23 protein-coding genes, 2 tRNA genes and 1 riboswitch are annotated in these 24,541 nt (G+C 36.3%); of the genes, 22 read left to right on the top strand and 3 right to left on the bottom strand.

Annotation, left to right across the window (positions count from 1 at the left end):
* Window positions 1–162: 162 nt before the first annotated feature.
* Window positions 163–792: a YesL family protein gene (locus tag QNH48_RS19395; protein WP_283951631.1), complete on the bottom strand. Its 630-nt coding sequence runs from the start codon at window positions 790–792 to the stop codon at window positions 163–165.
* 253 nt (window positions 793–1,045) lie between these two features.
* Here QNH48_RS19395 and QNH48_RS19390 point away from each other — a divergent pair, with 253 nt between their 5' ends.
* The 12 genes from QNH48_RS19390 (at window position 1,046) to QNH48_RS19335 (ending at window position 14,082) form a co-directional block, all read left to right on the top strand.
* Window positions 1,046–2,008, top strand: a complete 963-nt coding sequence (locus QNH48_RS19390) for a carbohydrate ABC transporter permease (RefSeq protein ID WP_283951630.1) — start codon at window positions 1,046–1,048, stop codon at window positions 2,006–2,008.
* A 210-nt stretch (window positions 2,009–2,218) separates the two neighbouring features.
* Window positions 2,219–3,052, top strand: a complete 834-nt coding sequence (locus tag QNH48_RS19385; RefSeq protein ID WP_283951629.1) for a carbohydrate ABC transporter permease — start codon at window positions 2,219–2,221, stop codon at window positions 3,050–3,052.
* A 69-nt stretch (window positions 3,053–3,121) separates the two neighbouring features.
* On the top strand, window positions 3,122–4,450 hold the full coding sequence (locus QNH48_RS19380) for an ABC transporter substrate-binding protein (RefSeq protein ID WP_283951628.1): 1,329 nt from the start codon (window positions 3,122–3,124) through the stop codon (window positions 4,448–4,450).
* Between the two features lie 128 nt (window positions 4,451–4,578).
* Window positions 4,579–6,336: a sensor histidine kinase gene (locus QNH48_RS19375; protein WP_283951627.1), complete on the top strand. Its 1,758-nt coding sequence runs from the start codon at window positions 4,579–4,581 to the stop codon at window positions 6,334–6,336.
* A gap of 1 nt (window position 6,337) precedes the next feature.
* Window positions 6,338–7,081 (top strand): response regulator transcription factor, encoded by a 744-nt coding sequence (locus QNH48_RS19370; protein WP_283951626.1) that lies wholly within the window; start codon window positions 6,338–6,340, stop codon window positions 7,079–7,081.
* A 129-nt stretch (window positions 7,082–7,210) separates the two neighbouring features.
* Window positions 7,211–7,411, top strand: a riboswitch (cobalamin riboswitch).
* A gap of 180 nt (window positions 7,412–7,591) precedes the next feature.
* Window positions 7,592–8,581: an ABC transporter substrate-binding protein gene (locus QNH48_RS19365; RefSeq protein ID WP_283951625.1), complete on the top strand. Its 990-nt coding sequence runs from the start codon at window positions 7,592–7,594 to the stop codon at window positions 8,579–8,581.
* Entirely contained in the window at window positions 8,544–9,614 is a 1,071-nt protein-coding gene (locus tag QNH48_RS19360) for a FecCD family ABC transporter permease (RefSeq protein ID WP_283951624.1), read from the top strand. Before QNH48_RS19365 ends, QNH48_RS19360 begins: the two co-directional genes overlap by 38 nt.
* Window positions 9,611–10,990 (top strand): ATP-binding cassette domain-containing protein, encoded by a 1,380-nt coding sequence (locus QNH48_RS19355; RefSeq protein WP_283951623.1) that lies wholly within the window; start codon window positions 9,611–9,613, stop codon window positions 10,988–10,990. The genes QNH48_RS19360 and QNH48_RS19355 overlap by 4 nt, the downstream gene beginning before the upstream one ends.
* Window positions 10,991–11,022: 32 nt before the next feature.
* Window positions 11,023–12,405, top strand: a complete 1,383-nt coding sequence (locus tag QNH48_RS19350; protein WP_283951622.1) for a cobyrinic acid a,c-diamide synthase CobB — start codon at window positions 11,023–11,025, stop codon at window positions 12,403–12,405.
* Window positions 12,398–12,946 carry a cob(I)yrinic acid a,c-diamide adenosyltransferase gene (locus tag QNH48_RS19345; RefSeq protein ID WP_283951621.1) on the top strand — a complete coding sequence of 183 codons (549 nt, stop codon included), beginning with the start codon at window positions 12,398–12,400 and terminating at the stop codon, window positions 12,944–12,946. Before QNH48_RS19350 ends, QNH48_RS19345 begins: the two co-directional genes overlap by 8 nt.
* Before the next feature lie 21 nt (window positions 12,947–12,967).
* Complete coding sequence (locus QNH48_RS19340) at window positions 12,968–13,804, top strand: cobalamin-binding protein (RefSeq protein ID WP_283951620.1); 837 nt, start codon at window positions 12,968–12,970, stop codon at window positions 13,802–13,804.
* Between the two features lie 98 nt (window positions 13,805–13,902).
* The gene (locus QNH48_RS19335) at window positions 13,903–14,082 is read left to right on the top strand and encodes a hypothetical protein (RefSeq protein ID WP_283951619.1); all 180 of its coding nucleotides are present in this window, start codon (window positions 13,903–13,905) and stop codon (window positions 14,080–14,082) included.
* Between the two features lie 79 nt (window positions 14,083–14,161).
* On the opposite strand, the gene QNH48_RS19330 is transcribed toward QNH48_RS19335, so the two are convergent.
* Both QNH48_RS19330 and QNH48_RS19325 read right to left on the bottom strand, forming a co-directional pair.
* Window positions 14,162–15,184: an FUSC family protein gene (locus QNH48_RS19330; protein WP_283951618.1), complete on the bottom strand. Its 1,023-nt coding sequence runs from the start codon at window positions 15,182–15,184 to the stop codon at window positions 14,162–14,164.
* A 288-nt stretch (window positions 15,185–15,472) separates the two neighbouring features.
* Window positions 15,473–15,844, bottom strand: a complete 372-nt coding sequence (locus QNH48_RS19325) for a VOC family protein (protein WP_283951617.1) — start codon at window positions 15,842–15,844, stop codon at window positions 15,473–15,475.
* A gap of 214 nt (window positions 15,845–16,058) precedes the next feature.
* On the opposite strand from QNH48_RS19325, the gene QNH48_RS19320 reads away from it, so the two are divergent.
* From QNH48_RS19320 to QNH48_RS19275, 10 genes are all read left to right on the top strand, one after another.
* Window positions 16,059–16,181 carry an FbpB family small basic protein gene (locus QNH48_RS19320; protein ID WP_095250920.1) on the top strand — a complete coding sequence of 41 codons (123 nt, stop codon included), beginning with the start codon at window positions 16,059–16,061 and terminating at the stop codon, window positions 16,179–16,181.
* 135 nt (window positions 16,182–16,316) lie between these two features.
* Window positions 16,317–16,592: a DUF1450 domain-containing protein gene (locus tag QNH48_RS19315; protein ID WP_283951616.1), complete on the top strand. Its 276-nt coding sequence runs from the start codon at window positions 16,317–16,319 to the stop codon at window positions 16,590–16,592.
* A 61-nt stretch (window positions 16,593–16,653) separates the two neighbouring features.
* Window positions 16,654–16,727 (top strand) — tRNA-Gly (locus QNH48_RS19310).
* A gap of 12 nt (window positions 16,728–16,739) precedes the next feature.
* Window positions 16,740–16,813, top strand: a tRNA-Ile gene (locus QNH48_RS19305).
* 98 nt (window positions 16,814–16,911) lie between these two features.
* Window positions 16,912–17,721: a bifunctional DNA-formamidopyrimidine glycosylase/DNA-(apurinic or apyrimidinic site) lyase gene (gene mutM / locus QNH48_RS19300; RefSeq protein ID WP_283951615.1), complete on the top strand. Its 810-nt coding sequence runs from the start codon at window positions 16,912–16,914 to the stop codon at window positions 17,719–17,721.
* A gap of 188 nt (window positions 17,722–17,909) precedes the next feature.
* A complete protein-coding gene (gene ccpN, locus QNH48_RS19295) occupies window positions 17,910–18,551 on the top strand; it encodes a transcriptional regulator CcpN (protein WP_283951614.1) in 642 nt (213 codons plus the stop codon).
* 6 nt (window positions 18,552–18,557) lie between these two features.
* A complete protein-coding gene (locus QNH48_RS19290; protein ID WP_214609876.1) occupies window positions 18,558–19,385 on the top strand; it encodes a pyruvate, water dikinase regulatory protein in 828 nt (275 codons plus the stop codon).
* A gap of 2 nt (window positions 19,386–19,387) precedes the next feature.
* Window positions 19,388–22,057 carry a pyruvate, phosphate dikinase gene (gene ppdK, locus QNH48_RS19285; protein WP_283955825.1) on the top strand — a complete coding sequence of 890 codons (2,670 nt, stop codon included), beginning with the start codon at window positions 19,388–19,390 and terminating at the stop codon, window positions 22,055–22,057.
* A gap of 301 nt (window positions 22,058–22,358) precedes the next feature.
* Window positions 22,359–23,801 carry a sensor histidine kinase gene (locus tag QNH48_RS19280; RefSeq protein WP_283951613.1) on the top strand — a complete coding sequence of 481 codons (1,443 nt, stop codon included), beginning with the start codon at window positions 22,359–22,361 and terminating at the stop codon, window positions 23,799–23,801.
* Window positions 23,802–23,803: 2 nt separating this feature from the next.
* Complete coding sequence (locus QNH48_RS19275; protein WP_283951612.1) at window positions 23,804–24,490, top strand: response regulator transcription factor; 687 nt, start codon at window positions 23,804–23,806, stop codon at window positions 24,488–24,490.
* Window positions 24,491–24,541 lie beyond the last annotated feature (51 nt).

Below are 24,541 nucleotides of genomic sequence, written 5' to 3'. Positions count from 1 at the left end.
TAAAGGGGAGAGAGATAACGTCTAATCCTCACTCTGTAATTCAGCGAACTTATTAGATTAAAATGTGAAAATTTAAAAAACCACTCATAAATGCTGTTGAATCAGCATTTGTGAGTGGTTTTGTTTTGTCGAAAAAGGGATTATAAGATGAGTTCAGCTTTGCTATGCGCTTAATTTTTCTTGTTTACTCAGGACTTTTTTATACGCCAGATTTGCAGAAGAAAGTACTACAAGACCTAATATGCTCACGCTGAAAAAGAATCCGATACCAGATAAATAGGTAACAGCGAAGTACACGGCAGCAAATCCAAAAATAATAAATAGACTAGGAATCGGATTGGAAATTGTAAGGAGAAGTGCATTTTTAATATGAACTCCTAATGCTTGATCAACTTCTACATAGGAAGCCATTGTATAACAAATGATGAGAAAATAAATACAACTCATAAAAATGCTTGAATAAAAAAGAAAAGAGGACATGTTATTTGATGTTGATTGTATAAATCGGATATTCACAAACAAAATAAAACCGATTGCTACGATGATTAATCCTAATTTATTACTATTAATAAATTCCTTTTTATAATAGTGCCAAAAAGTTTGGAATACCGGTGGATGATTTTTTCGGATAAACTGTCTTAAGGTAGCTAACATGGCAATTGTTGCTGGAAAAAATCCAAAAAACACGAGTCCACTTAAAGTAAAAAGAATCCATAATAGATTAATATAAGCTAGTCTTGCTACCCAATCACAAAAGGTATAAACCGCATTTGAAAATGAACCTAATTGCATGGTACTCCCTCCTTACACATAAATATATCATGCACAGAGGGAGTAATTTTCACTTTTTCAAATGAAGTAAAAATTTTATCTAATAAGTAAAAATAATGCATGAAATAGGAAGAAAATTAACCAACTTAAATGTGAAATTAAATACATGACAAAAGTAGTAAAAATTTTCTCAATAATGTAAAAATTCAACATTGTTGAAAGCGATTTCAATAACTATACTAAAGCTACAATAAAGACGAAGGGGTGAAAAATTGTGAATAGTGAGGTAAAGGTTGAAACAAAAGTTGTCCAAACAACAAAAAGTAAAATACGCAAAAGAGCAAAAAAAGGTTCTCCTTTTAGTAGCTGGAAGGAAAATTTAGCAGGTTATGCCTTTATAGGACCAATGTTCATTGGAACTTCTATATTAGTATTGTTTCCGATTCTCTCTTCATTTGTTTTAAGTTTTACCGATTGGAATTTTGTATCTGGCTACGAAAATGCTAAATTTGTAGGATTTGAAAATTTCACGAAATTACTTACCAATGCATTATTCCTTAAAGGATTATTTAATAATGTTCTCTTAATTTTAGCGGTACCTATTACTTTGCTTTTTTCTCTTGCGCTAGCTGTAATCATTAATAAATATGTTTATTTGAAAGATCTGTTTAAAGTGATTTATTTTATGCCGTTTATTTCGAGCGTTGTAGCGGTTGCAGTTGTCTTTCAAGTGCTTTTTCATCCAACAAAGGGTCCTATAAACCAATTACTCTTGAAGCTTGGGGTTGATAATCCACCTGGTTGGATAGCCGATGTTACCTTTGCGTTACCATCTGTTATGCTAATTATGGTTTGGACCGGAATTGGCTTTAATTTGATCATTTACTTGGCGGGTTTGCAGAACATACCTAAAGAATTATATGAAGCAGCACAAATCGATGGTGCTACCGCTTGGTCTCAATTTATGAAGATTACGATTCCATTAGTGTCACCTACAACTTTTCTATTGTTTGTTACAGGTGTTATTTCAAGTTTTAAAGTATTTGATTTAATCATTGTTTTAACAAATGGCGGACCAGCAAATTCAACCATCACACCAGTTGTTTATTTGTATCAGCAAGCATTTGTTGAACTCAAAACAGGCTACGCTTCCGCAATTTCATTAGTGATGTTCGTTATTATTTTAATCATTACTTATATTCAATTTATTGGTCAGAAAAAATGGGTGAATTATTAAAAATAAGGCTGTGTTAAAGGTAAATGTTGATTTTAGAACCTGTTGATTTGTGCGGAAGGCGCGAGACTCCTGCAGGAGGACGGGACAGGGGAGACCCCGCAGTCGCTTTAGCGACGAGGAGGCTTCCCGAACCGCCTGCGGAAAGCGAAGCGCCTAGAGCACAAATCAACAGCCCAATTTAACACAGCCAAAAAGAAAGGAGAAGTAAAGATGGTTGAAAGAATAGATATGCGAAAATTGATCGTGACTGCCATTATGGTTCTAATAGGAATTGCTTTTCTAATGCCATTTTTTTGGATGATATCTGCTTCTTTTAAAGTAGAGGAGGAAGTATTAACTTTTCCAATCCAATGGATTCCTGAAAATTGGAATGCGGTTGAAAATTATAAAGAGGTTTGGACAGGTTCTATGCCATTCCTTCTATTATATTGGAATTCTATCAAAGTAACGGTTCTAACCACACTCGTTTCATGTACGATTTCATGTTTAGCGGCCTATGGATTTGCAAAAATTAATTTTAAAGGAAGAGATTTCATCTTTTTAATCGTATTGGCCACTTTTATGATTCCGCCTCAAACATTGTTAGTTACACAATTTCTACTATATAGATGGCTGGGTCTTTATGAAACCCACACTGGACTCATTCTATTAAATAGTTTCAGTGTATTTGGAACGTTTATGCTGCGCCAATTCTATCTCGGAATTAGTAATGAAATCATAGAATCAGCGAAAATGGATGGAGCAGGTCATTTTAGAATTTTCACTTCAATTGCTTTACCATTAGTAAGACCTGCAATCGCAACGTATGCAATCTTACGTTTTATCTGGACCTGGAATGACTTCCAAAATCCATTAATTTTCCTAAGGTCAAAAGAATTATATACCATTCAGCTTGGTGTACAGAGTTTTTCAGATCAACATGGCAGCGTTTACTCCTTGATGATGGCAGCATCTGTGTCCGCCATTTTACCTTTACTGATTATCTTCATAATCGGACAGAAAAATGTTATTGAAGGAATACAGCTTGGTGGAGTGAAAGGTTAAAACGGTATGTACTCTCTCTATTTATATAGAGAGAGTTGATATACAAACAATATAAATAAGGGGGAAAGTATGATGTTGAAAAAATGGGGTTCATTGTTACTAGTTGGACTGATTGCAATGTTTATGTTAGCAGCCTGTTCAGGAAACGATAAAACTTCATCAGATAAAGGTAAATCTGATTCATCTGATGAAGAAGTTACGTTGAAATTTGTCCACTGGGTTAATGAAGATGTTGGGAAATGGGAAAGTGCCATTGCAAAATATGAAGCAGAGAATCCAGGAATAAAAGTGGAATCAATCCCACTTGTAGAAAACATGAACTCTGTGGATTATTTCAAGCAGTTAGATTTAATGGCCTCAGCGGGTGATGAAATGGATGTGATTATGTTCAACAATCCTCAAGAATTAGCAAAACGGGTTGATGCTGGACTGGTTGAACCAATCACTAAATTTGTTGAAAAAGAAGGCATTGATATTAATGAAGTATACAATAATAGTTATCCGGCTTTTGGAGGAGAGAACTATGGCTTGCCGATGAAAAACATCACGATGCTTATTATGCTAAATAAAGCGCATCTTGATGAAGCTGGCTTAGAAATTCCGACTGATTGGACTTGGGATGACTATGCAGAATACGCTAAAAAGTTAACAACAGACAAGCATTATGGATCTTATTTGCACTCTTGGCATAATTTCCATTCTGTTTTAAAAACGATGAGTAAAGCAGAAGATAATTTAATTTTACACGAAGATGGAACATCAAATGCAGATGATCCGATGTTACGCGCATCATTAGAACTAAGAAATCAATTAGAAAATGTGGATAAATCATCCGTTCCATTTACTGAAATTTTATCGCAAAAAATGGATTATCGTCAGCAATTCTTTAGTCAATCAGCTTCAATGGTTCCTACCGGAAGCTTTATGATTACAGAATGGGGTCAATTTACACCAGAATTTGAAATAGCTTGGGCGCCATGGCCAAAAAATAAGGAAAGTGATAAAGCAGTTGCCGTAATGAGTGGTGATTTACTATCTATCGCAAAAAGCTCGAAACACAAGCAAGAGGCGTATGAATTCATGCGATGGTTGTCAACAGAAGGTATTGTAGAACAAGGAATCTGGACACCTTCTTGGAAAGAAGCTGATATGGACAAAGCGTTAGAAACAGTGGTGAATGGAACCAAAAAACCTGATGCCGTTCATATGGAATCATTGAGGAATGCACTTACAACTGTTGAGCCAAGTGAAGTTATTACCCCAGCTCCTTATATTACTGAAGTTTTTACAGAATTTGGGGCAGAGGTGGAATTGTATCTCCTTGGTGAACAGGATCTTGATAAAACAATGAAAAATATCGAAGAAAAAGTACAAGCGATAGTAGATGCAAATAAATAATTAGAATATTCATGCTATAATAGAGGGAAAACAGACATGTTTTCTCTCTATTTTTCTTGTTTAACTATTGGAAGCGGTGGTCATCATTGAATTTTATATGGAAAACAATAAAGCAAATGTCGCTAAGAATGAGATTAATTATTTCAGTTATTCTCTGCATTTTATTTCCGTGGGTTAGTACCTATATTGTCTCAAACTATTTTACAAAGGATGTATTAGAACGACGTGCTGCAACACAATCAGAAGATGATTTAAGAATGCTTGAATTAGGAATAAAGAATATGTTAGATGATATTATGTATACCTCTAATTATATTCAATTTGATTCAAACATGAGTCAGTTACTAAAAACGCATAAGTTAATTGATGCAGATTCCACTAATGTAAAACAAAAAATAGCCCTTAATTATATACATATATCAAATGAATTGTCTGGAATTACTGATTTATTAATGCCTTTGTATATTACCATCATGTTTAAAAACGACCTATATTACACCAATTATTCTCCAATAGATTTTAATCCGTTAGAATTTAAAGAAAAACCATGGTTTAAAAAATTGGATAATTTAAGTTTTTATCAAACCTATTGGTTAGGTGCACACCCAACTTATATTAAATCCGAGAGAGATACTTACCCATATCTCATCACCATAGGTAGAAGAATTCAAAGTGCGTATTCCTCCAATTCCTATTTAATTATTAGTTTAAAAGAAAATGAGATTAAGAAGCTTTTTAGTCAATATCAAAGTGAAAAGAGAGTGAAATTTTATTTGACCAACAAAGATGGAGATATCTACTCGAGTTTGAATACAGATGAGGTAGGAACGACATTACCATATGACGTTGCTAACAATGATTATCAAATTGTTGACTATGAAGAAGAGAAGCACTTATTGGTCTCCTATCCAGTGTCCTATTCGGATTGGAGATTGGTAAGCCTTGTACCATATAAGGATACCATTGGTTCTATCAATATGGTAACGAGAACGACTATTTTAATTCAAGGTGGTTTTTTAGTTCTATTTTTAATTGGACTTATCATGCTTGTCCGAGAATTTACGAAACCAATTACAAGGTTACACCAAGTAACAAAAGCCATAAAACAGGGGGACTTAACCGCTAGGATACCGTTATCTGGTAGTAATGATGTTGCTCAATTAGGCCAATCTTTCAATCATATGTTGGATACCATCGAGGAAATGATTGAACAGATAAAAGTTAAGGAAGAAGCGAAACGAAATGCTGAATTAGAAATGCTTCAAGCACAGATTAACCCGCATTTTTTATTTAACGTTTTAAATGCGATTCGCTTAAAAATAAAAATGGACGGTAATGCTGGCAGTGCTTCACTCATTTATTCACTATCAGCACTCCTTCGAATGACAATCAATCGTAATAATGCATTTATTTCTTTAGAAGAAGAGGTAACGATTGTGAAGCATTACGTTGATTTAATGAATTTTCGTCACCAACATGATGTTGAACTGGAGATAGATGTGAGCGATACTGCTTCTAGTATCGAAGTGCCAAGATTTTTTCTCCAACCAGTAATTGAAAACGCCATCATTCATGGGAAAAATAATAGAAAAGTAACTATCAGAATAATGGCAAATGAACAAAGTAAGAACCAATTGGAGTTAATCGTTACTGACAATGGAAAAGGGATGGATGCAGCCACATTAGAACGATTACAAGAGAAGGTTTTTAAATCAAATAGTAATACCTTTATTAAAAGCAACCAATCGTTTAATGGAATAGGAGTGCAAAATGTCTACCAAAGGATGAAATTGATTTATGGAGAAGAATTTCAAATGACGATAGACAGTATTGAAGGGGAAGGAACGACTTTAACATTGCATATTCCAGTGGATAGGGGTGAGTAGGATGTATGATGTAGTTTTGGTAGATGATGATGTGATCGTTATTGAGTTTTTGAAGAAAGTGATTCCATGGCAGGACTATGGATTCCAAGTAGTCGCAAACTTTCAAGATAGTAGTGATGCTTTAATATTTATGCTAGAAAACCCTTATGATGTACTGATTACGGATATTGGAATGCCAAAACTTAATGGAATTGAATTAATTGAGAAACTGAAAAGCTCTAAAATCAATTCATATAATGTTATCCTTTCTTGCCATGAAGAGTTTACCTTTGCACAACAAGCCATCAAATTAGAAGCCTATGATTATATTTTAAAAGAATCTATGGAAGAAAGTAATATCATTGATTTACTTGATAGATTAAAGAATAAGATAAACCAAGAACGATTTTCTAGTAACCAACACTTAAAAGTCACCCAATTTTTAGAAATGACGACTAGAAATGAAGATGTAATAAAAGCACAAAAATATGTACAAACACATCTTGGCGAAAAGATTTCTTTGACAGAAGTTGCTGAGCATTTACATCTAAATTCCAGTTATTTCAGCAGGATGTACAAAAAAGAAACAGGAGAAGGTTTTATTGAATATGTAACGAGAGTTAAAATGGAAAAAGCTTTAGAGTTATTAGATCAATCAATAAAGACAGTAGAACAGATAGCATATGAGTTAGGGTTCGAAAGTAAAAGTTATTTTTTAAAAACATTTAAAAGGTTTTATGGGTTATCCCCAAAATCCTTTAAATAAAAAATAGATTATCTACGAAATGATCTCTGCTTCTTTTTCTTCATGGGAAAGAAACAGGGAAAAATTAAAAACTAGAAATAGTTTACAAAGGAGGAATACTCTACTATAATGGCTTTTATAACAAAAAAATGAATACTAGACAAATAGGTTTCTTAAATGATCAGCAAGATTCATTTAAGACTAAGAGGGAAGTTGGTGAAAGTCCAACACGGTCCCGCCACTGTAAGCGAGAAGGAAGGTTATATATATCCACTGTGTTATTAAACATGGGAAGGGATAACCTACCGATGATTCGCAAGTCAGGAGACCTGCCTATTATGTTTTTAAGCTTCCTCGAGGAAAGGGATGTTTAAAGTGCAGGTAATCGATAATGTAAATTTTATTATTTATTTTGAAGATTGCAAGTTATTACGCTGTCTAAATGACTAAGTATTATAAATCTGCCTTTTTACACGCTTTCCATAGGAAAAGCGTTTTTTTGTTGTCAAAAAAATAGTAGGGGGAAAAGTTATGAAAAAAATGGTTGAAAAGTGGGGTTTATTCGGAATTTTTCTTCTGTTAAGCATGGGTATTATTGCAGGCTGTGGTACACAGGAACAAAGCTCTAAAGATAAAGCTGTTGCTACCCAAAACGAAAAGAAAAACGAAAGTAAAGAGCAATTCCCAGTAACAATCACTGACGATGCGAATCAAGAGGTAACGATTGAAGAGGAACCTGAAACCATCGTTTCTATTCAAGCGAGTAATACAGAAATTGCCTTTGCACTTGGGTTAGGAGATAAAATCATTGGTGTATCGGATTATGATAACTATCCACCAGAAGTAGAAAAAATTGAAAAGGTTGGAGCACAAGATATCAATGCAGAACTTGTTCTCTCACTTCTTCCAGATATGGCTCTTGTAACGGATTATCATTACAAAACACACCCGGATGTCTTACAAAAGTTTGAAGAAGCTGGGATTGAAGTAATTGTTGTTGGAAGTGCTACATCCTTTGAGGATGTGTATAGCAAAATTGAAATGATTGGTGAGGCTACCGGAAGTAAGACGGAAGCAGAAGAAATCGTTACGGATATGAAAGAGCGTCTTCAAACGATTAAAGACAAAGCAGCAGCAGCAAATGTGGAGAAAAAGAAAGTTTGGGTAGAAGTTTCACCGGCTCCCGATATTTTTACGACAGGTAAAAACACCTTTATGCATGAGATGCTTGAATCCATACAAGCCGTTAATGCTGCTGAAGATCAAGATGGCTGGGTGAAGATGACTGAGGAAGAAATAGTAAAATTAAACCCTGATGTGATTATCACAACCTATGGCTACTATGTAGATAATCCAACATCTGGGGTGCTAAAACGTGAAGGATGGGCAGAAGTGCCAGCTATAAAAAGTGGAAACGTATTTGATGTCGATAGTGATACGGTTACTAGACCTGGGCCTCGTTTAATTGAAGGAGTCGAGACACTTGCGGAACTTATCTATCCTGAAATATTTAAACAATAAAATAGGCTGGTTGTATGTTATAAGCGGAGGGCTTGTACTTGGTATAAGCCTTCTTGGTTTATTTTATAGTAGTGTAACCGTTACTGTTCCTACAATCTTACATATCATACTAGATAAAACGTTAAATATGGGCTGGCTGACTGATATAGCAAAAAATGAAGAAATGATTATTTGGAATATCCGTCTGCCAAGAGTTCTTCTGGCATTCTGTATAGGAGCATCATTAGCATTAGCAGGTGCAGCTTTTCAAGGACTTTTACGCAATCCATTAGCAGACCCATATACCATAGGAGTATCCTCTGGTGCCTCTCTAGGCGCCGTTTTGGTATTGTTTTTCCAAGTGACTATTGTAGGGTTGGGAAGTTTTACGCTTCCGGTTGTCGCCATTTCATTTGGTTTAATTTCTTTATTCATTGTTTTCGGCCTCGTTCGATTAAGCAGTAAAAGTCTAGCGATTGAAACTATTATTCTGGCTGGAATTATTGTAAGTGCCTTTATTGGCTCACTTGTCTCACTCATAATTTCATTAAGTGATAGAGAATCTATGACACAAATTATCTATTGGCTATATGGGAGTGTTGGAATGAGAGGATGGAGTCATATTCAACTAATCCTTCCATTTATGCTCATTGGTTCATTTATATTAATCTATCATTATCGTGAGTTAAATGCTCTCGCACTGGGTGAGGATGCAGCAGATCATATTGGGGTTGATGTTAAAAAGGGAAAGACATTTGTTCTAATTGGTGCATCGTTATTAACGGGAGCAGCGGTAGCTGTGTCAGGGTCGATTGGATTTGTTGGACTGGTGATTCCACACTTAGTCCGACTTGTTACCGGCCCAAATCATCGCCATGTCCTTCCACTATCCATGCTAGTAGGAGGAGCTTTTCTCATTTTAGCTGATTTAATGGCAAGAACGATCATTGCTCCAAAAGAACTGCCAATTGGTGTAATCACGGCCTTAATTGGAGCGCCAGTATTTGCTCTATTATTGATTAGAGAACGATTTGGGAAGGGGGCAAATAAATGATCTGTGTTGAAAACTTAGTCGGTGGCTATACCCATTCTCCCATTATTAAGGGGCTGGATTTAGAAGTAAAAAAAGGAGAGTTTTTTGCCCTGCTAGGACCTAATGGAAGTGGGAAGACCACCCTTTTTAAGCTCATTACAGGGCAGTTGCCAATAAAGAGTGGTAAAGTTTCAGTCTGTGGTCAAGAAATTTCAACTCTCTCAAAACTGAAAAAAGCAAAAAAAATGGCTGTTTTAACACAGGAAGTTCAAGTATCTTTCGATTATACCGTTGAAGAAATCATTAGCCTGGGGCGTTATCCTCATCAAAAGGGGATCTTTAAGCAGCTTTCGAAGAATGATCGGAAAGTCATTGAAGAGGTTATGGAAATAACTCAGATAAGTCAGTTTCGGACAACTCAATTTCGACTGATTAGTGGCGGTGAAAAGCAAAGAGTCTTATTGGCCAAAGCATTAGCACAGGAGCCTGAAATCTTACTTTTGGATGAGCCTACCAATCATCTGGATATTAAACATACATATCAAATGTTGAATCTACTAAAAGAACGACAACAAACTACGGGGCTAACTATTTTTGCGATTCTACATGATTTGAATGTGGCTTCGCTTTATGCAGATCGCGTAGCATTACTACATAATGGGAGCTTTTTAGAAGTAGGAGAAGTAGATCTTTTGAGGAAAGAAGATCAATTAGAGAAGGTTTACGAGGTGAAAGTGAAATCCCAATCACATCCAACTGTTCCTAAACCACAGCTTCTGATGACACCAAACCACATTTCATCAAGTCGGTTATTTAACTTTGATGATTCTTATAAAATAAATCAAGGTGAAGACTATCTTCATGTTCAATTTGATCAGCCGCTGCGCACTATATCCAATACGGAGGTCGGTGCTGGTATCCAATGGTTAAAACATTTTTGTCAGTTTCAAGGTCCACATTCAGATATACAGCAGTTGATGACAAATTACTCCCAGCCTCATGAACAAGCAGCTGGTGTCATGACAGCCGTAAAACTCGAGGAAATGTTGATGGTAACGAAGGTAATAGAAGATATTCACATGATGGTGATCGTGACAGAGGGGGCAGGAAAAACCATCAACATCATGTTATTTATAGATGCCCATTTTACAGATGGTGCCCTTGTTGATGGATATATGTCAGCTGTTGAAGCAAAAGTGAAGGCCTTACATAAACTTCGTTTTTCCAAAATGATTGCGGCTGGTTCATCCTCAGATACCCTGCTTCTTGGCCTTACTCAGCAAGGGGCAAAAATAGATTGCGCCGGTTCAGGAACAGTTGTCGGAAGGGCAATCGGCCAAATGGTGTATGGTGCTATAAAGAAAAGTTTCAGCAAATATATAGAGAAGGTCCACTAAACTCATAGATCCATTGAAAAGGGGAATGGCAGATGGCAGAACGACGATTGGTAATTGCCGGGACTGGAAGCGGCGTGGGGAAAACAACACTAACCATTGGGGTAATGGCAGCATTAATGAAAAAGGGCCTAACCGTCCAGGGTTTTAAATGTGGACCGGATTATATTGATCCTTCCTATCATACCGCTGTAACGAAACGAGCTTCTCGAAATTTAGACAGCTGGATGCTTACAAAAGATTTGGTGCTGGATATTTTCACTCATGGCAGTCAGGGTTCAGATATTTCAATCATCGAAGGGGTTATGGGGTTTTTTGATGGGAAGAGTCCAGAAACAAATGAGGGAAGTACGGCTGAAATTAGTATGATTACGAAAAGCCCAGTTTTGCTTGTTGTTAATTGTGAAAGTATGGCTAGAAGTGCTGCTGCGATCGTGAAAGGTTTTCAATTATTTGCTGAGGGACCTAATATTGCAGCTGTCATTGCAAATAAAGTAGGAAGTGAAGGTCACTTTCAACTTGTCAAAAAAGCGATTGAGCAGGAATGTCACGTTCCTGTTATCGGTTATTTGAAACGAGAACTAGATATTGAAATTCCTGAGAGACATCTTGGACTTATTCCCACTTTGGAAAGAGGGGAACTAGATTCGTTTTTTGATAAATTAGGCACATTAGTCAGCGAAACTGTTGATATTGATAGACTTCTTGAATTAGCTGTTGCTGAGCGGTTAGAAGCAAGCCGCAAGTCTTCCATTTTTGAAAAACAGAGGGAACATCTAGTGAAAGTTGCGGTAGCAAAAGATAGCGCCTTTAATTTCTATTACCCTGAAAATTTAGAAATCATGGAAGCAAAAGGGATTGAAATTGTATATTTCTCGCCCCTTGCGGATGAGGAGGTACCTGATGATGCTGATGGACTTTATATTGGCGGCGGATTTCCTGAAGAGTTTGCACAAGTCCTAGCTTGTAATCTAAAAGCAAAGCGATCAGTAAAGCTAGCGATTGAAGGTGGATTGCCTACACTTGCCGAATGTGGAGGTTTCATGTATTTAACTGAGTTCATAGAAACTACGGATAAGAAAAAATTTGAAATGGCGGGTGTTATTCCAGGTAGTGTACATATGCAAACAAAATTAGCGGCATTAGGTTATCGAGAGATTACCGGGCAAAATGCTAATTTTATTCTTGAAGATATGAGTGCCAGGGGACATGAATTTCATTACTCAACCTTCCAAGCACTTGAAGAGGATGTACCTTATGCTTATGAAACGATAGGCATGAGAGGTGTAAATAAAGAAGGGTATTTACTACATAATTTAGCAGCAGGGTACACCCATTTTCATTTTGCTTCTTGTCCAGAAATGGTTGAGAATTGGATAAAGAAATGTCTGGAAAATAGGGGGAACACATATGACTAAACAAATAAATCGAAATGGCTTAACACTTGTTTATACGGGACATGGAAAAGGAAAAACGACATCCTCTTTAGGGTTAGCACTTCGCGGAATTGGTCGAGGATTTAGAGTGAAAATCTATCAGTTTATCAAATCACCTGAACGCACATATGGTGAACAAATTGCACTGAAGAAGCTGGGAGTAGAGATGGTTCAACTGGGAATTGGGTTCACTTGGACAAAAACACCAGAGGAACATAGAGAAGCAATAAAGCAAGGATGGCCGAAAGCAAAGGAAGCGGTAATGAGCGGCGAGTACGATTTGGTAATTTTAGACGAACTCAATAATGCATTAGCCATTAATAAGTTTCCAATTGATGATGTCTTGCCTCTACATGAAGTGATAGATGTTATCAAAAATAAACCTTCACATGTTCATTTGGTAATCACTGGAAGAGATGCCAAGCAAGAAATTAAAGACGCAGCTGATCTCGTTTCAGTTATTGAATCGGAAAAACATTATTACAATGAAGGCATCCCAGCTGTAAAGGGAATAGAATTTTAGAATCTTGAAGGAGGTTTATCTATGAGATTAATTTCTATATGTCCAAGTAATACAGAATTAGCTGCTTACTTAGGATTAACATCTTCGTTAGTAGGAGTGGATAACTACTCGGATTGGCCGGAGGATATTCAATCCTTGCCAAGATTAGGTTCTGATTTGGACATTGATATGGACAAAGTGGAAGCCTTACAGCCTGACTTAGTATTAGCCTCTCTTTCTGTACCTGGAATGGAACGCAATATCGAAGAGTTGAAAAAACGAAACATCCCTTTTGTCATTGTTCCTAATCCTAAGACATTAACAGAGGTTGGAGAAAGTATATTATTTGTTGGAGAAGTTACCAATACCTCTGACAAGGCGAATCAATTATTTAAAAAATACAATACTATACTCGAAAAATATCAATCTTTATCTAAGTTAGTGCAAAAGCCTGCGACCCTTTATTGGGAATGGTGGGCAAAACCTATTTTTACTCCTGGAGCAACCAATTGGCTAACCGAAATTAGTAAACTTGCAGGGGGAAGAAACGTTTTTGAAGATGTGGCACAATCCAGTGTTAAAACGGAGTGGGAAGAGGTCCTACAAAGAAATCCCGAAGTGATTTGTGTTATTTGGGTAGGTGTACAGATAGAAAAAGTTAATCCAAAGGTCATCCTAAAACGCCCTGGGACGGAAAACATGGGTGCTATTAAAAACAATCAATTATATATATTAGATGAGCCATTATTTTGCAGGCCATCTCCTAGATTGTTACTAGGATTATTTAAGATAGCAAGTATCCTTCACCCTGCTATTTACCCGCCATTTAACGAAAATATAGATCCTTTATTAGATGAAGAAGCTGAATTTCTTTTATGATAGTTATCGAAAGACTCTGACCACTAGTTATAATTAATCAGCAGGCTTTTATTTCTTAGGAAAAATGATGGAGAATAAAGATTTAGCTGTTCGATTCCTTGCTAGTTACATTGACTCTGCAAGATATTATTACAAAAATGTCCTCGAAGCTACAGACACAAGTAACATGGTCTGATTGGTATTTAGAAAACGGATTAATTCAAACACCGCTTGATTTAGAAAAAGTAGTAGATAAAGAGTTATATAATGAAGCGTTAAAATTAATTGAAGAGCAATAAAGGATGAAGCCTATTTAGATGTGATTTCCCTACACAATAGAAAAAGGAGTAGCAGAATACAATCTAGCTACTCCTTTTACTATTGTGATTTCTTCAAATAGTGTTCTATTAGTGTATTCAATCGGTCCAGTTGGAAGGCGTAATTATAAATAGATGCTCCAATGACGGCCATTTGGATTTTATGACCTTCATTATAGGATTGCATAACTTTTTCCAAAAAGTCTTCAGTATGTTTCATAAACTCATCTTCCAATGAAGGCAGATCCATTTTTATCTTTCCATCATATTTTAATAGAAATAGCTCGTGGTACTTAATTAAATATTCTAGTTGTTGATCAAAGAGATGATTTTCTTCAGGTGTCGGCTTACTGGAAAAATAAAAGGAATCAATGTCCTCCAAGACAATAAAACCCTGTTGGAGTGATTTAAACATTTGCTTAAACACGACTATTTCGCGTACATCGATATTATTTACCTTGGACATTTTTTCGCGTTCTTCATCAAACAACATAAATTGCTCATCTAATAGTAAAATATCATTCTCTAATTGTTCCATTTGCTCCTTAAAACACTTTTCTGTCATTTCGTCAGAGATAGCGGTTCTTAGCAAAATAGACATATTTTGAAAAATTTCATTCACTTTCTTCACGTAATTTTTCTTGTAATTTGGTGGGTAAACAAAAATATTCACCAATAGTGCCGTTGCCATACCGATAAAGGTAACGATAAAACGGTTCAAAGCAAAGAGCCAATCTTCGTTTCCTGGAGCACTCATAATTGCCAACACAGTTACAACCGTCAGCGAAATCGTTTCTCCCATCTTTATCTTCAAACTAATCGAAATCAGTATAATGATTACCAGTCCAATTGAAAAGGGGTCATTGCCCAGAAAGTATAATCCTAGAAAGGCAATAATCGCACCTATGAAATTGGTTTGGACTTGGTTCCATACTTGTTTCCATGTGCGGTAAATGGAAGGTTGAATCGTAAAAATGGCAGCAATTCCTGCAAATACTGCTGATTCAAGCTTTAATACCGAACAAATATATAAGGCAAATGTAACAGCAATGCCTGTTTTAATGACGCGAGGTCCTAACTTCACAATGCTCCAATCCTCCACTCAAAAGCAGCTAACAACAAGTCTTGTCAGTTACTTTCATTACTTTATCAAATATACTTATTAAAACAAATATTTTCAATTACTTTATTGTGCTATCCAAGCTTAAATTAGAAAAAGCGCCTTCCTCGTTGGAAGACGCTTTGTTTTGGTTAGCCGTGAAAATAGTAGCCTACTCGGTTTTTTATTATTCTTTATTGTTTTATCTTGATTCTGTAAGGAAAGGGTTAACTATGATGATGTATGTATTTCATTGGAGAGTTATGTTTTTTGTTATCTGTGTTGATCCATAAGAATCTGATTACCATCTGGATCCTCAATCGTAAAATGTGCTGGTCCTTCGGTTGATTCATCTGCTTCAGAATGCATTGTTATTCCTTTTTCTTTAAGCTGCTTTTGAATTTCTCGAATGTCCGTAAACGATTCAAGATTTTCAGCATTTTCATTCCATCCTGGATTAAAAGTTAGGATGTTTTTTTCAAACATGCCTTGAAATAGACCGATGATGCAATTTTCATTTTTCATAATAAGCCAATTTTGATTAATATCTCCACCAAAGGCTTGAAATCCTAAGTTTTCATAGAATGATTTTGATAAATGAATGTCCTTTACATTTAAACTAACTGAAAATGCACCTAGTTTCATAATTTTCTCCTCCAAAATTTGTGATTCAGATATAGTTTCAATTATAAATGAGTTAACCAAGATAAACAATATTTACCATAAGTAAGTAGTGAAGGGATATTCCTTGCTGAAAAAATAGAAAAATTCATAAAAGTTCAAAAAATTGTAATATTTCTGTTGATTTTAACCTTTCTACTTTTTGTATAATAGAAACATAAGAAAGGTGGAGAAACAGATGAGAAAACGCAATATAAGCTTTAAGAAATTAGTAGATGATAATAAGCAGGAATTAAAAAGTGATCTAAAAGCAATGGAGAGAATTGAGGCGAAAATAGATAAAAAACATTCAAAAAGATAAAAAATTCATATATAGCAGTTAAAAATCGAGCAACCCTACTAGAAATGGTTGCTCTTTGTAATATATATTAGGAGAATAATTTAGGTGAAATTGATATACTTAATGTAAATGACTAGCAGTGGAGATGTGCAGCGTATGAACTTTATTACAAAACTTTTTACGAAGGAAAAAAAATTAAAAGTTGATTTCTGTGAAAAAAATCTAAATCGTTTTTTACCCGATGAGCTTCAACATGAATACAGTGCTTTTTTGGGTAAAAAAAATATCGAATATAAAGAGTACCATTGTCAAAGTAGATGTGAGGAATGCAAAATATCTCCTTATGCGATTGTAAATGGTGAATTTATTGCAGCTGAAGACTCGGCACAATTATTGAAAAAACTTAAACATCTTGAGGGTGATAAAAAGTAGTTTACAACTTATTTGCAGGGTGTTATAATATTTCATGTACTATTTGTAGGGCACTATAAATGCGGGTGTAGTTTAGTGGTAAAACCTCAGCCTTCCAAGCTGATGTTGTGAGTTCGATTCTCATCACCCGCTCCAATTACTCTAAATGGGCCTATAGCTCAGCTGGTTAGAGCGCACGCCTGATAAGCGTGAGGTCGATGGTTCGAGTCCATTTAGGCCCACTTAATAATGATTGATACAAAAACCGAACTTTAAAATGTTCGGTTTTTTTGCGTTTGTGAGGAAAAGATATGAAAAAGCCGTAAAGGGGAGTAGATAGATGCCTGAACTTCCAGAGATGGAAAATTACCGAAGATTATTAAATCAAAAAATAGCGGGTAAAACCATTTCTCAGGTACAAATCAATCGAGAGAAATCGGTTAATTTGAACCCAACACTCTTTATTAATAGTGTCACAAATCAGAAGGTCATGACAGTCAATCGAAGAGGAAAGCATTTATTATTTCATTTAGAAAACGGGCAAGTCCTTCTGTTGCATTTAATGCTTGGCGGCTGGATGTATTTTGGGAAAGAGGATGACAAACCGGAAAGAACGATACAGGTTCGGTTATCTTTTGGAAAACACCATGTTTATTTTATTGGATTGCGATTGGGTTATTTGCATTTATATAATGAACAGGATGTTAAAAAAGAATTATCTTCTTTGGGTCCGGAGCCATTAGAGCCTCAGTTCACTTTGCAGGATTTTTTAAAACTACTAAGTGACAGACGTGGGAAAATAAAAACAAAACTTCTCGATCAGGAGTTTATAGCAGGGATTGGAAATTGTTACTCCGATGAAATTTGTTATCATGCTGGAATTAAAACAAAACGGAGTATAGAGGATATAGGTGAGCCTGAACGAAATCAACTTTACCAGTCGATGAAGCATGTGCTCCTAGATGCTTTAAAGCATGGTGGATACATGGAAAATCCCTTTTTCCAAGGGGACAATTTAACAGGGGGCTATAATAATCTCTGTCTTGTGTATGACCGAGAAGGAGAGAATTGTAATCGATGCGGGGGCACTATTATTAAAGAAATGATTTCATCTCGTAAAACCTATTTCTGTCCCAACTGTCAAAAATAGTAAGAATCCTATCTCCTGCGGTAGGATTCTTTTTTTTTTTTTTGAAGAGGAAGAAAATTTGTCAAAAATATGTGCAATAAACTGTTTCACTTATTGTTTAAATGTAATATACTAAATATACAATAAGTATAGCACATTTATATTTTTATCAAAAAATATAACATAATTAAACTGAAAAGGGGGTCAATGTGATTAAACTGTCGAAACGCCAAGATGAAATTCTAAAGATTGTGAAGGAAAGTGGACCCATTACGGGGCAGCAAATTGCAGAAAAGCTTTCCTTAACAAGAGCAGCATTAAGACCAGACTTAGCTATTTTAACAATGGCTGGTAATTTGGATGCCAGACCTCGAGTTGGTTATTTTTTTAATCATAACCAAGAGGTAAAGCATCAGGCAGAAAAATTTCTCCACAAAAAAGTGGCAGATTTTAAAGCTCTTCCAATCGTTGTGGAAAAATCCACATCTGTGTATGATGCGATTGTACAACTGTTTTTGGAAGATGTTGGTACTCTTTATGCGGTAGATAGTAATGGCTTTTTAGCTGGTGTAATTTCTAGGAAAGATTTACTGAGAACAGCCATCGGCAATAAAGATTTGCAAGAATTACCCTGTAACGTCATTATGACCAGAATGCCTAACATTATCACAATCACACCTGAGGAAACATTGTTAGAAGCTGCTAAAAAAATGATTACCAATCACATTGACTCCTTACCTGTAGTGAAAGAAATCAATCCGGGAAACCATACATATTTACTTGTCGGCCGGATTACGAAAACAACCATCACACGAGCATACCTAGAAATAATGGATCGAAATTCGGTATAAAGGGGAGTGGCAGCGATTTTTGTAGAGAAGGAAGTAGTCTATGTGGTTTCGGACTCTGTTGGGGAAACAGCTGAGTTTGTTGTAAAAGCGGTAGCAACACAATTTAACGGTGGAAATGTAGAGATTCGACGCAATTCCTATGTGGAGGACCTCGAAGACATTGAAGATGTCCTTATAATAGCAAAAAAAGGAAAGTCAATCATTGCCTATACGATTGTCATTCCAGTGTTAAAGGAATATTTAGATCGTCGTGCTGCAGAAGAAAACATTATGGCAGTGGACTTGCTTAGTCCATTGATGAATGCCTTCACCACTAGCTTTAATAAAACGCCTCATCATCAGCCAGGCTTAATGAGAAAACTAGATGAAGAGTATTTTAGAAAAATAGAAGCCATCGAATTTGCGGTTAAATATGATGATGGGCGTGATCCTCGAGGAATTCTCAAGGCAGATATAGTCTTAATCGGTGTTTCAAGAACCTCAAAGACACCATTATCGATGTATTTAGCTCATAAACGCTTTAAGGTTGCCAACGTACCGTTAGTTCCGGAGGTTCCAGCACCAGAGGAATTGTTCGAGATTCCGAGAAAGAATTGTATTGGATTAATTATCTCTCCCAATAAATTAAACGAAATTCGTGTTGAAAGGCTAAAAGCTTTAGGGTTAGGGTCTAAAGCAAGTTACGCAAGCTTCGAAAGAATACTTGATGAACTGGATTATGCTGAAAAAATTATGAAGCGAGTAGGCTGTCCGATTATCAATGTTTCAAATAAAGCAATTGAGGAAACAGCAGGACTAATTTTAGAAGTGTTAAAAAAAGAGAGGAGCTTATGATGATGGATAAATTCGTTTACTTGTTTCATGAAGGAAATGGAAATATGAAGGAAACGCTTGGAGGAAAAGGGGCAAACCTAGCCGAAATGACGCGGATTGGACTGCCAGTTCCTTATGGCTTTACGATTTCGACCCAAGCTTGTAATGCCTATTATGATGCAGGAAAAATGATTCCATCGCTCGTTGAAAGCCAAGTATTGGGAGCACTAAACACCCTAGAGGAAAAAATGGGGAAAAAACTAGGTGACCCGGAAAATCCGTTACTTGTTTCTGTCCGTTCAGGTTCTGTATTTTCAATGCCAGGGATGATGGACACCGTATTAAATCTTGGAATGAATGATGAAACCGTTATTGGAATGGGAAAATTAACGAATAATCCTCGTTTTGCCTATGATTCTTACCGCCGTTTCATTCAAATGTTCAGTAATGTTGTTCTTGATATTAATACGTATTATTTTGAACAATTATTAGAAGAAACACGCGAGGAAAAGGGATATAGCGCAGATCCAGAAATGACTGCAGAGGACTGGAAAGAGGTAATCGAAGGGTATAAAGGGATTGTTAAAAAACATACAAGAAAAGACTTCCCGCAGGATCCGAAGGAACAGCTATTTCTTGCCATCAACGCAGTGTTTGATTCTTGGAATAATCAGCGTGCAATCGTCTACCGCCGCTTGAACAAAATTCCGGATCACCTTGGAACGGCTGTCAATATTCAAAGCATGGTATTCGGTAACATGGGCAATGATTCAGGAACTGGTGTGGCCTTTACTCGGAATCCTTCTACTGGAGAACACGTTCTTTACGGTGAATACTTAATTAATGCACAGGGTGAAGATGTAGTAGCAGGAATTCGTACACCCCAGCCAATTCAAACCTTAAAAGATGAGATGCCTGCGGTTTTTAAACAATTTTCCGAAACATGTAAACGTTTGGAGCAGCATTATCAAGAAATGCAGGATATTGAATTTACAGTCGAACGCGGGCAATTGTTTATTCTTCAAACGCGGAATGGTAAGCGGACAGCACAAGCTGCAATTCGGATTGCGGTTGAAATGGTGGAAGAAGGAATTATTGATAAGAAGACAGCCTTACTTCGTGTCGATCCAGATCAATTAAATCAGCTGCTTCATCGCCGAATAGATGATAAGTATGAGCGTACTTTATTAGCAAAAGGTCTCCCAGCATCACCAGGTGCGGCTACTGGTCAAGTTGTTTTTGATGCAGACGAAGCTGAGGAATTAGGGAATGCTGGTAAAAAGGTTATTCTTGTTCGTCCAGAAACAACGCCTGATGATATTCACGGAATTGTTGCAGCTCAAGCAATCCTTACCAGCCGAGGTGGTATGACAAGTCACGCTGCCGTTGTTGCGCGCGGTATGGGTAAAGCATGTATTTGCGGATGTGATGCTCTAAAAATTGATGTAAAAGCAAAACAATTTAAAGTGGACGAGAAGGTTATCAACTACGGTGATGTAATCACGATTGATGGTTCAACAGGAGAAATCATGCTCGGAGAAATTCCAATGATTGAACCAGAGCTTTCAGATGAATTCCAGCTTTTACTTGCTTGGGCTGACCAAGAACGAAAAATTGGGGTTCGTGCAAATGCTGATAATCCTGAAGATGCACAAAAAGCCTTTGAATTTGGTGCCGGTGGTATTGGATTGTGCCGTACAGAGCATATGTTTATGGACTTGAAACGTATTCCAATCGTTCAAAAAATGATTCTAGCTGAAACATACAGCGAGCGTAAGGACGCACTTGCTGAATTGCTGCCAATGCAGCAGGGCGATTTTGAAGGAATCTTTGTAGCAATGCAGGGATACCCGGTTACAATTCGTTTATTGGACCCGCCTTTACATGAATTCTTACCAGATAAGGAAGAGCTGTTAGTCGAAGTGACGAAGCTGCAAATTCTGGATCCTTCCTCTCCTGAGCTGAAGAATAAAGAGTTGCTATTGAAAAAGGTTCGCCAATTAGATGAATATAATCCAATGCTCGGACACCGCGGCTGTCGTCTCGGAATGGTTTATCCGGAAATTTACGAAATGCAGGCAAAGGCAATTTTCTATGCTGCGGCTAAGCTTGCAGACAGAGGGATGGAAGTCGAGCCTGAAATCATGATTCCACTTGTTGGTCATGTTAATGAGTTGAAACAAATGCGCCAGCTAGTGATCGATGCTGCTGAAAAGGTACAGGAAGAAACAGGAAAGCAATTTGAGTATACAATTGGAACGATGATTGAAATTCCACGTGCGGCGATTACGGCTGACCAAATTGCACAAGAAGCAGATTTCTTCTCTTTTGGCACGAACGATTTAACACAAACAACATTCGGATATAGCCGTGACGATGCGGAAGGGAAATTCCTTCAGAATTATATTGAAAATAAGGTTTTGCCAGAAAATCCGTTTGCTGTCCTTGATCAAGATGGTGTTGGTAGATTAGTAGAAATGGGAGTAAGACTTGGTCGTGAAACAAAGCCTACGTTAAAAACAGGAATCTGTGGTGAACATGGCGGCGAAAAAACGTCCATTGATTTCTGCTACAAAACTGGACTTGATTATGTAAGCTGTTCACCTTACCGTGTGCCGTTGGCAAGATTAGCGGCTGCACAAGCAACGATTCGCCATGATTCCAATAAAAAAGAAGTTTATACAACTGCATAAATTTTGTGTGAGGACGTCCTCTAAGGTGAAGTAGTTCCGTTTATCTTGAGAAACAAATAGTTAGGAAATTAATTAGCATATCAATTCACAAAAGAATTGGTATGCTTTTTTTTGTTACAATAAAAGCGATTACTTGGGATATAAGTCTAAAATCGCACACATAAATAAATAAAAAACTTGTAGTATTTTGGTTGATGTTTTAGTTTTTTTCATTTATATTTTCGAAAATTTTAAGAATTGTATGATATGGTTTTCTTAGTTATTTTTAAAGATTAGAGTGGGATTAATCGGAGGTGATTATTTGTCCATTAAAATGAGATTTCTGTTGTCCTACGTGGGAGTAATCGTGTTTTCTATCACTTTATTCTTAGCTGCTGGTTATTTACTTATTTTTACAATAACAGGCGATGTAAATTCTATAGAGAAATTTTACAAAAAATCATATCTTCAAAAACCTTTGACTGCTGTAGAAGAAAGCGTATTTCTAGATTTGAAGCTATTGGCAAAAAATAACTCTGAGCAGCTATTAAATAATGGACAACTGAAGAAGATTGAACATCAAGATATCAAAATTGTCGTTAGAAAAGATAAGAACATTGAGTACGCGACTTCCACTTTAGATAAACAGGCATTGGTTACGTCACTTCCTAAGTTTGAAGAATCGAATATTAATACGAGGGACTCCATTAAAATCAATGAATTCTTTTTCACGTATGTGAAGTTTGATTTTTATTTTTCAGATAAAAGTAAAGGAAGTATTTTTGTATTGAGGAAGGTAAGCTCAAATGCCCAATTGATTCAAGAGCTGTTTCCCATTTTATTAGGTCTTTTGCTGCTTCTGTTTATCATGATTATTGGATTATTAAACTATTTGGTGTCAAGAAGCATTATCAAGCCGATCTCCGTTTTAAAAGAAGGGGCTGAACGGATTAAATCAGGAGATTTAAATTTCGAAATCATAACGACTTCAAATGACGAAATCGGACAATTAAATAAAACCTTTGAAGAAATGAGAGTTAAACTAAAGGAGTCTATAACGCTCCAGATTCAATATGAAGAAAATCGAAAAGAACTTCTTTCTAATATTTCACATGATCTTAAGACACCGATTACTTCCATAATTGGCTATGTTGAGGGGATTAAAGACGGGGTGGCCAACACACGAGAGAAAATGGAGAAGTATTTAACAACCATTCACGTAAAAGCAAGAGATATGGATTCATTGATCGATGAACTGTTTTTATTTTCAAAACTTGATTTAAAGAAAGAGTCATTCACATTTGAAACGATCGAACTAGTTGAATATTTACGAGATTATGTAGAAAAACTTCATCTAGATTTAATTCAAAAAGGGATACAGATTCACCATCATCCAATGAATCACCCTATATACGTTACGGCTGACCGAGAGAAGATAAAACGTGTTTTAGTAAATCTCATTAACAATTGCGTTAAGTATATGAATAAAGATGATAAGTACATTTCTATTAGTCTGCATGAAGGACCATTTGATGTAATCGTAGAAGTATCTGATAATGGTTATGGCATAGAACCTTCTGCGTTGCCATACATTTTTAATCGCTTTTACCGAGCTGAAAAGTCTAGAAATTCCCAGACTGGTGGAAGTGGATTAGGGCTGGCCATTTCCAAACACATTATCGAAGAGCACGGTGGGGAGATTTGGGCAACGAGTGAGAAAGGCAAAGGTACAAGTGTTTTCTTTTCTTTGAAGAAAGGTGTGTAAGGATGAAAAAGATATTATTGATTGAAGATGAAGTGAGTATCGCAGAATTGCAAAGAGATTATTTAGAAATTAATCAGTTTCATGTTGATGTAGAACATAGTGGTGATTCAGGACTCCAACTGGCGCTTCATAATGATTATGATTTAATTATTTTGGACATCATGCTCCCAGGGGTAAATGGGTTTGAGATATGTAAACAAGTACGCCAAGTTAAAAATATTCCGATTTTGTTTGTTTCCGCGAAAAAAGAGGATATCGATAAAATTCGAGGTCTCGGCTTAGGGGCCGATGATTACATTACCAAACCTTTTAGTCCAAGCGAGTTGGTAGCTAGGGTGAAAGCGCATATAGAGCGGTATGAACGATTAGCAGGAAGTCAGTCAAAATCAAATACGATCAAGGTTAAAGAGATTACGATCGATAAGTCAGCACGCAAAGTTTATATAAACGGAGAGGACACATCGTTCACAACAAAGGAATTTGATCTGTTGGTCTTTCTTGTGAATCACCCGAATCAAGTATTGAACAAAGAACAGCTTTATGAAAATATTTGGGGCTATGAAATGGCAGCAGATGTTTCAACAGTGACTGTTCATATCAGAAAAATACGCGGGAAAATTGAAAAGGATCCTGCACATCCGAAATACCTAGAAACGGTTTGGGGGGCAGGGTATCGATTCAATGTTTAAACTAAATAATAGATAGCACAGTCCGTCACAAAGGTGGCGGATATTTTTTTT

Origin of the sequence: Neobacillus sp. YX16 (assembly GCF_030123505.1) — a bacterium.
Lineage (GTDB): Bacteria > Bacillota > Bacilli > Bacillales > Cytobacillaceae > Neobacillus.
This window is presented reverse-complemented; position numbering and strand designations above follow the sequence as displayed.

What these genes read in the sequence shown, in the direction of transcription:
- ppdK (WP_283955825.1), top strand. Translation starts at nt 19,388, where the DNA reads ATGGATAAATTCGTTTACTTGTTTCATGAAGGAAATGGAAATATGAAG.
- QNH48_RS19325 (WP_283951617.1), bottom strand. Translation starts at nt 15,844, where the DNA reads ATGAAACTAGGTGCATTTTCAGTTAGTTTAAATGTAAAGGACATTCAT.
- QNH48_RS19395 (WP_283951631.1), bottom strand. Translation starts at nt 792, where the DNA reads ATGCAATTAGGTTCATTTTCAAATGCGGTTTATACCTTTTGTGATTGG.
- QNH48_RS19340 (WP_283951620.1), top strand. Translation starts at nt 12,968, where the DNA reads ATGAGATTAATTTCTATATGTCCAAGTAATACAGAATTAGCTGCTTAC.
- QNH48_RS19365 (WP_283951625.1), top strand. Translation starts at nt 7,592, where the DNA reads ATGAAAAAAATGGTTGAAAAGTGGGGTTTATTCGGAATTTTTCTTCTG.
- mutM (WP_283951615.1), top strand. Translation starts at nt 16,912, where the DNA reads ATGCCTGAACTTCCAGAGATGGAAAATTACCGAAGATTATTAAATCAA.
- QNH48_RS19370 (WP_283951626.1), top strand. Translation starts at nt 6,338, where the DNA reads ATGTATGATGTAGTTTTGGTAGATGATGATGTGATCGTTATTGAGTTT.
- QNH48_RS19380 (WP_283951628.1), top strand. Translation starts at nt 3,122, where the DNA reads ATGATGTTGAAAAAATGGGGTTCATTGTTACTAGTTGGACTGATTGCA.
- QNH48_RS19345 (WP_283951621.1), top strand. Translation starts at nt 12,398, where the DNA reads ATGACTAAACAAATAAATCGAAATGGCTTAACACTTGTTTATACGGGA.
- QNH48_RS19355 (WP_283951623.1), top strand. Translation starts at nt 9,611, where the DNA reads ATGATCTGTGTTGAAAACTTAGTCGGTGGCTATACCCATTCTCCCATT.
- QNH48_RS19350 (WP_283951622.1), top strand. Translation starts at nt 11,023, where the DNA reads ATGGCAGAACGACGATTGGTAATTGCCGGGACTGGAAGCGGCGTGGGG.
- QNH48_RS19315 (WP_283951616.1), top strand. Translation starts at nt 16,317, where the DNA reads ATGAACTTTATTACAAAACTTTTTACGAAGGAAAAAAAATTAAAAGTT.
- QNH48_RS19375 (WP_283951627.1), top strand. Translation starts at nt 4,579, where the DNA reads ATGAGATTAATTATTTCAGTTATTCTCTGCATTTTATTTCCGTGGGTT.
- QNH48_RS19385 (WP_283951629.1), top strand. Translation starts at nt 2,219, where the DNA reads ATGGTTGAAAGAATAGATATGCGAAAATTGATCGTGACTGCCATTATG.
- QNH48_RS19320 (WP_095250920.1), top strand. Translation starts at nt 16,059, where the DNA reads ATGAGAAAACGCAATATAAGCTTTAAGAAATTAGTAGATGATAATAAG.
- QNH48_RS19275 (WP_283951612.1), top strand. Translation starts at nt 23,804, where the DNA reads ATGAAAAAGATATTATTGATTGAAGATGAAGTGAGTATCGCAGAATTG.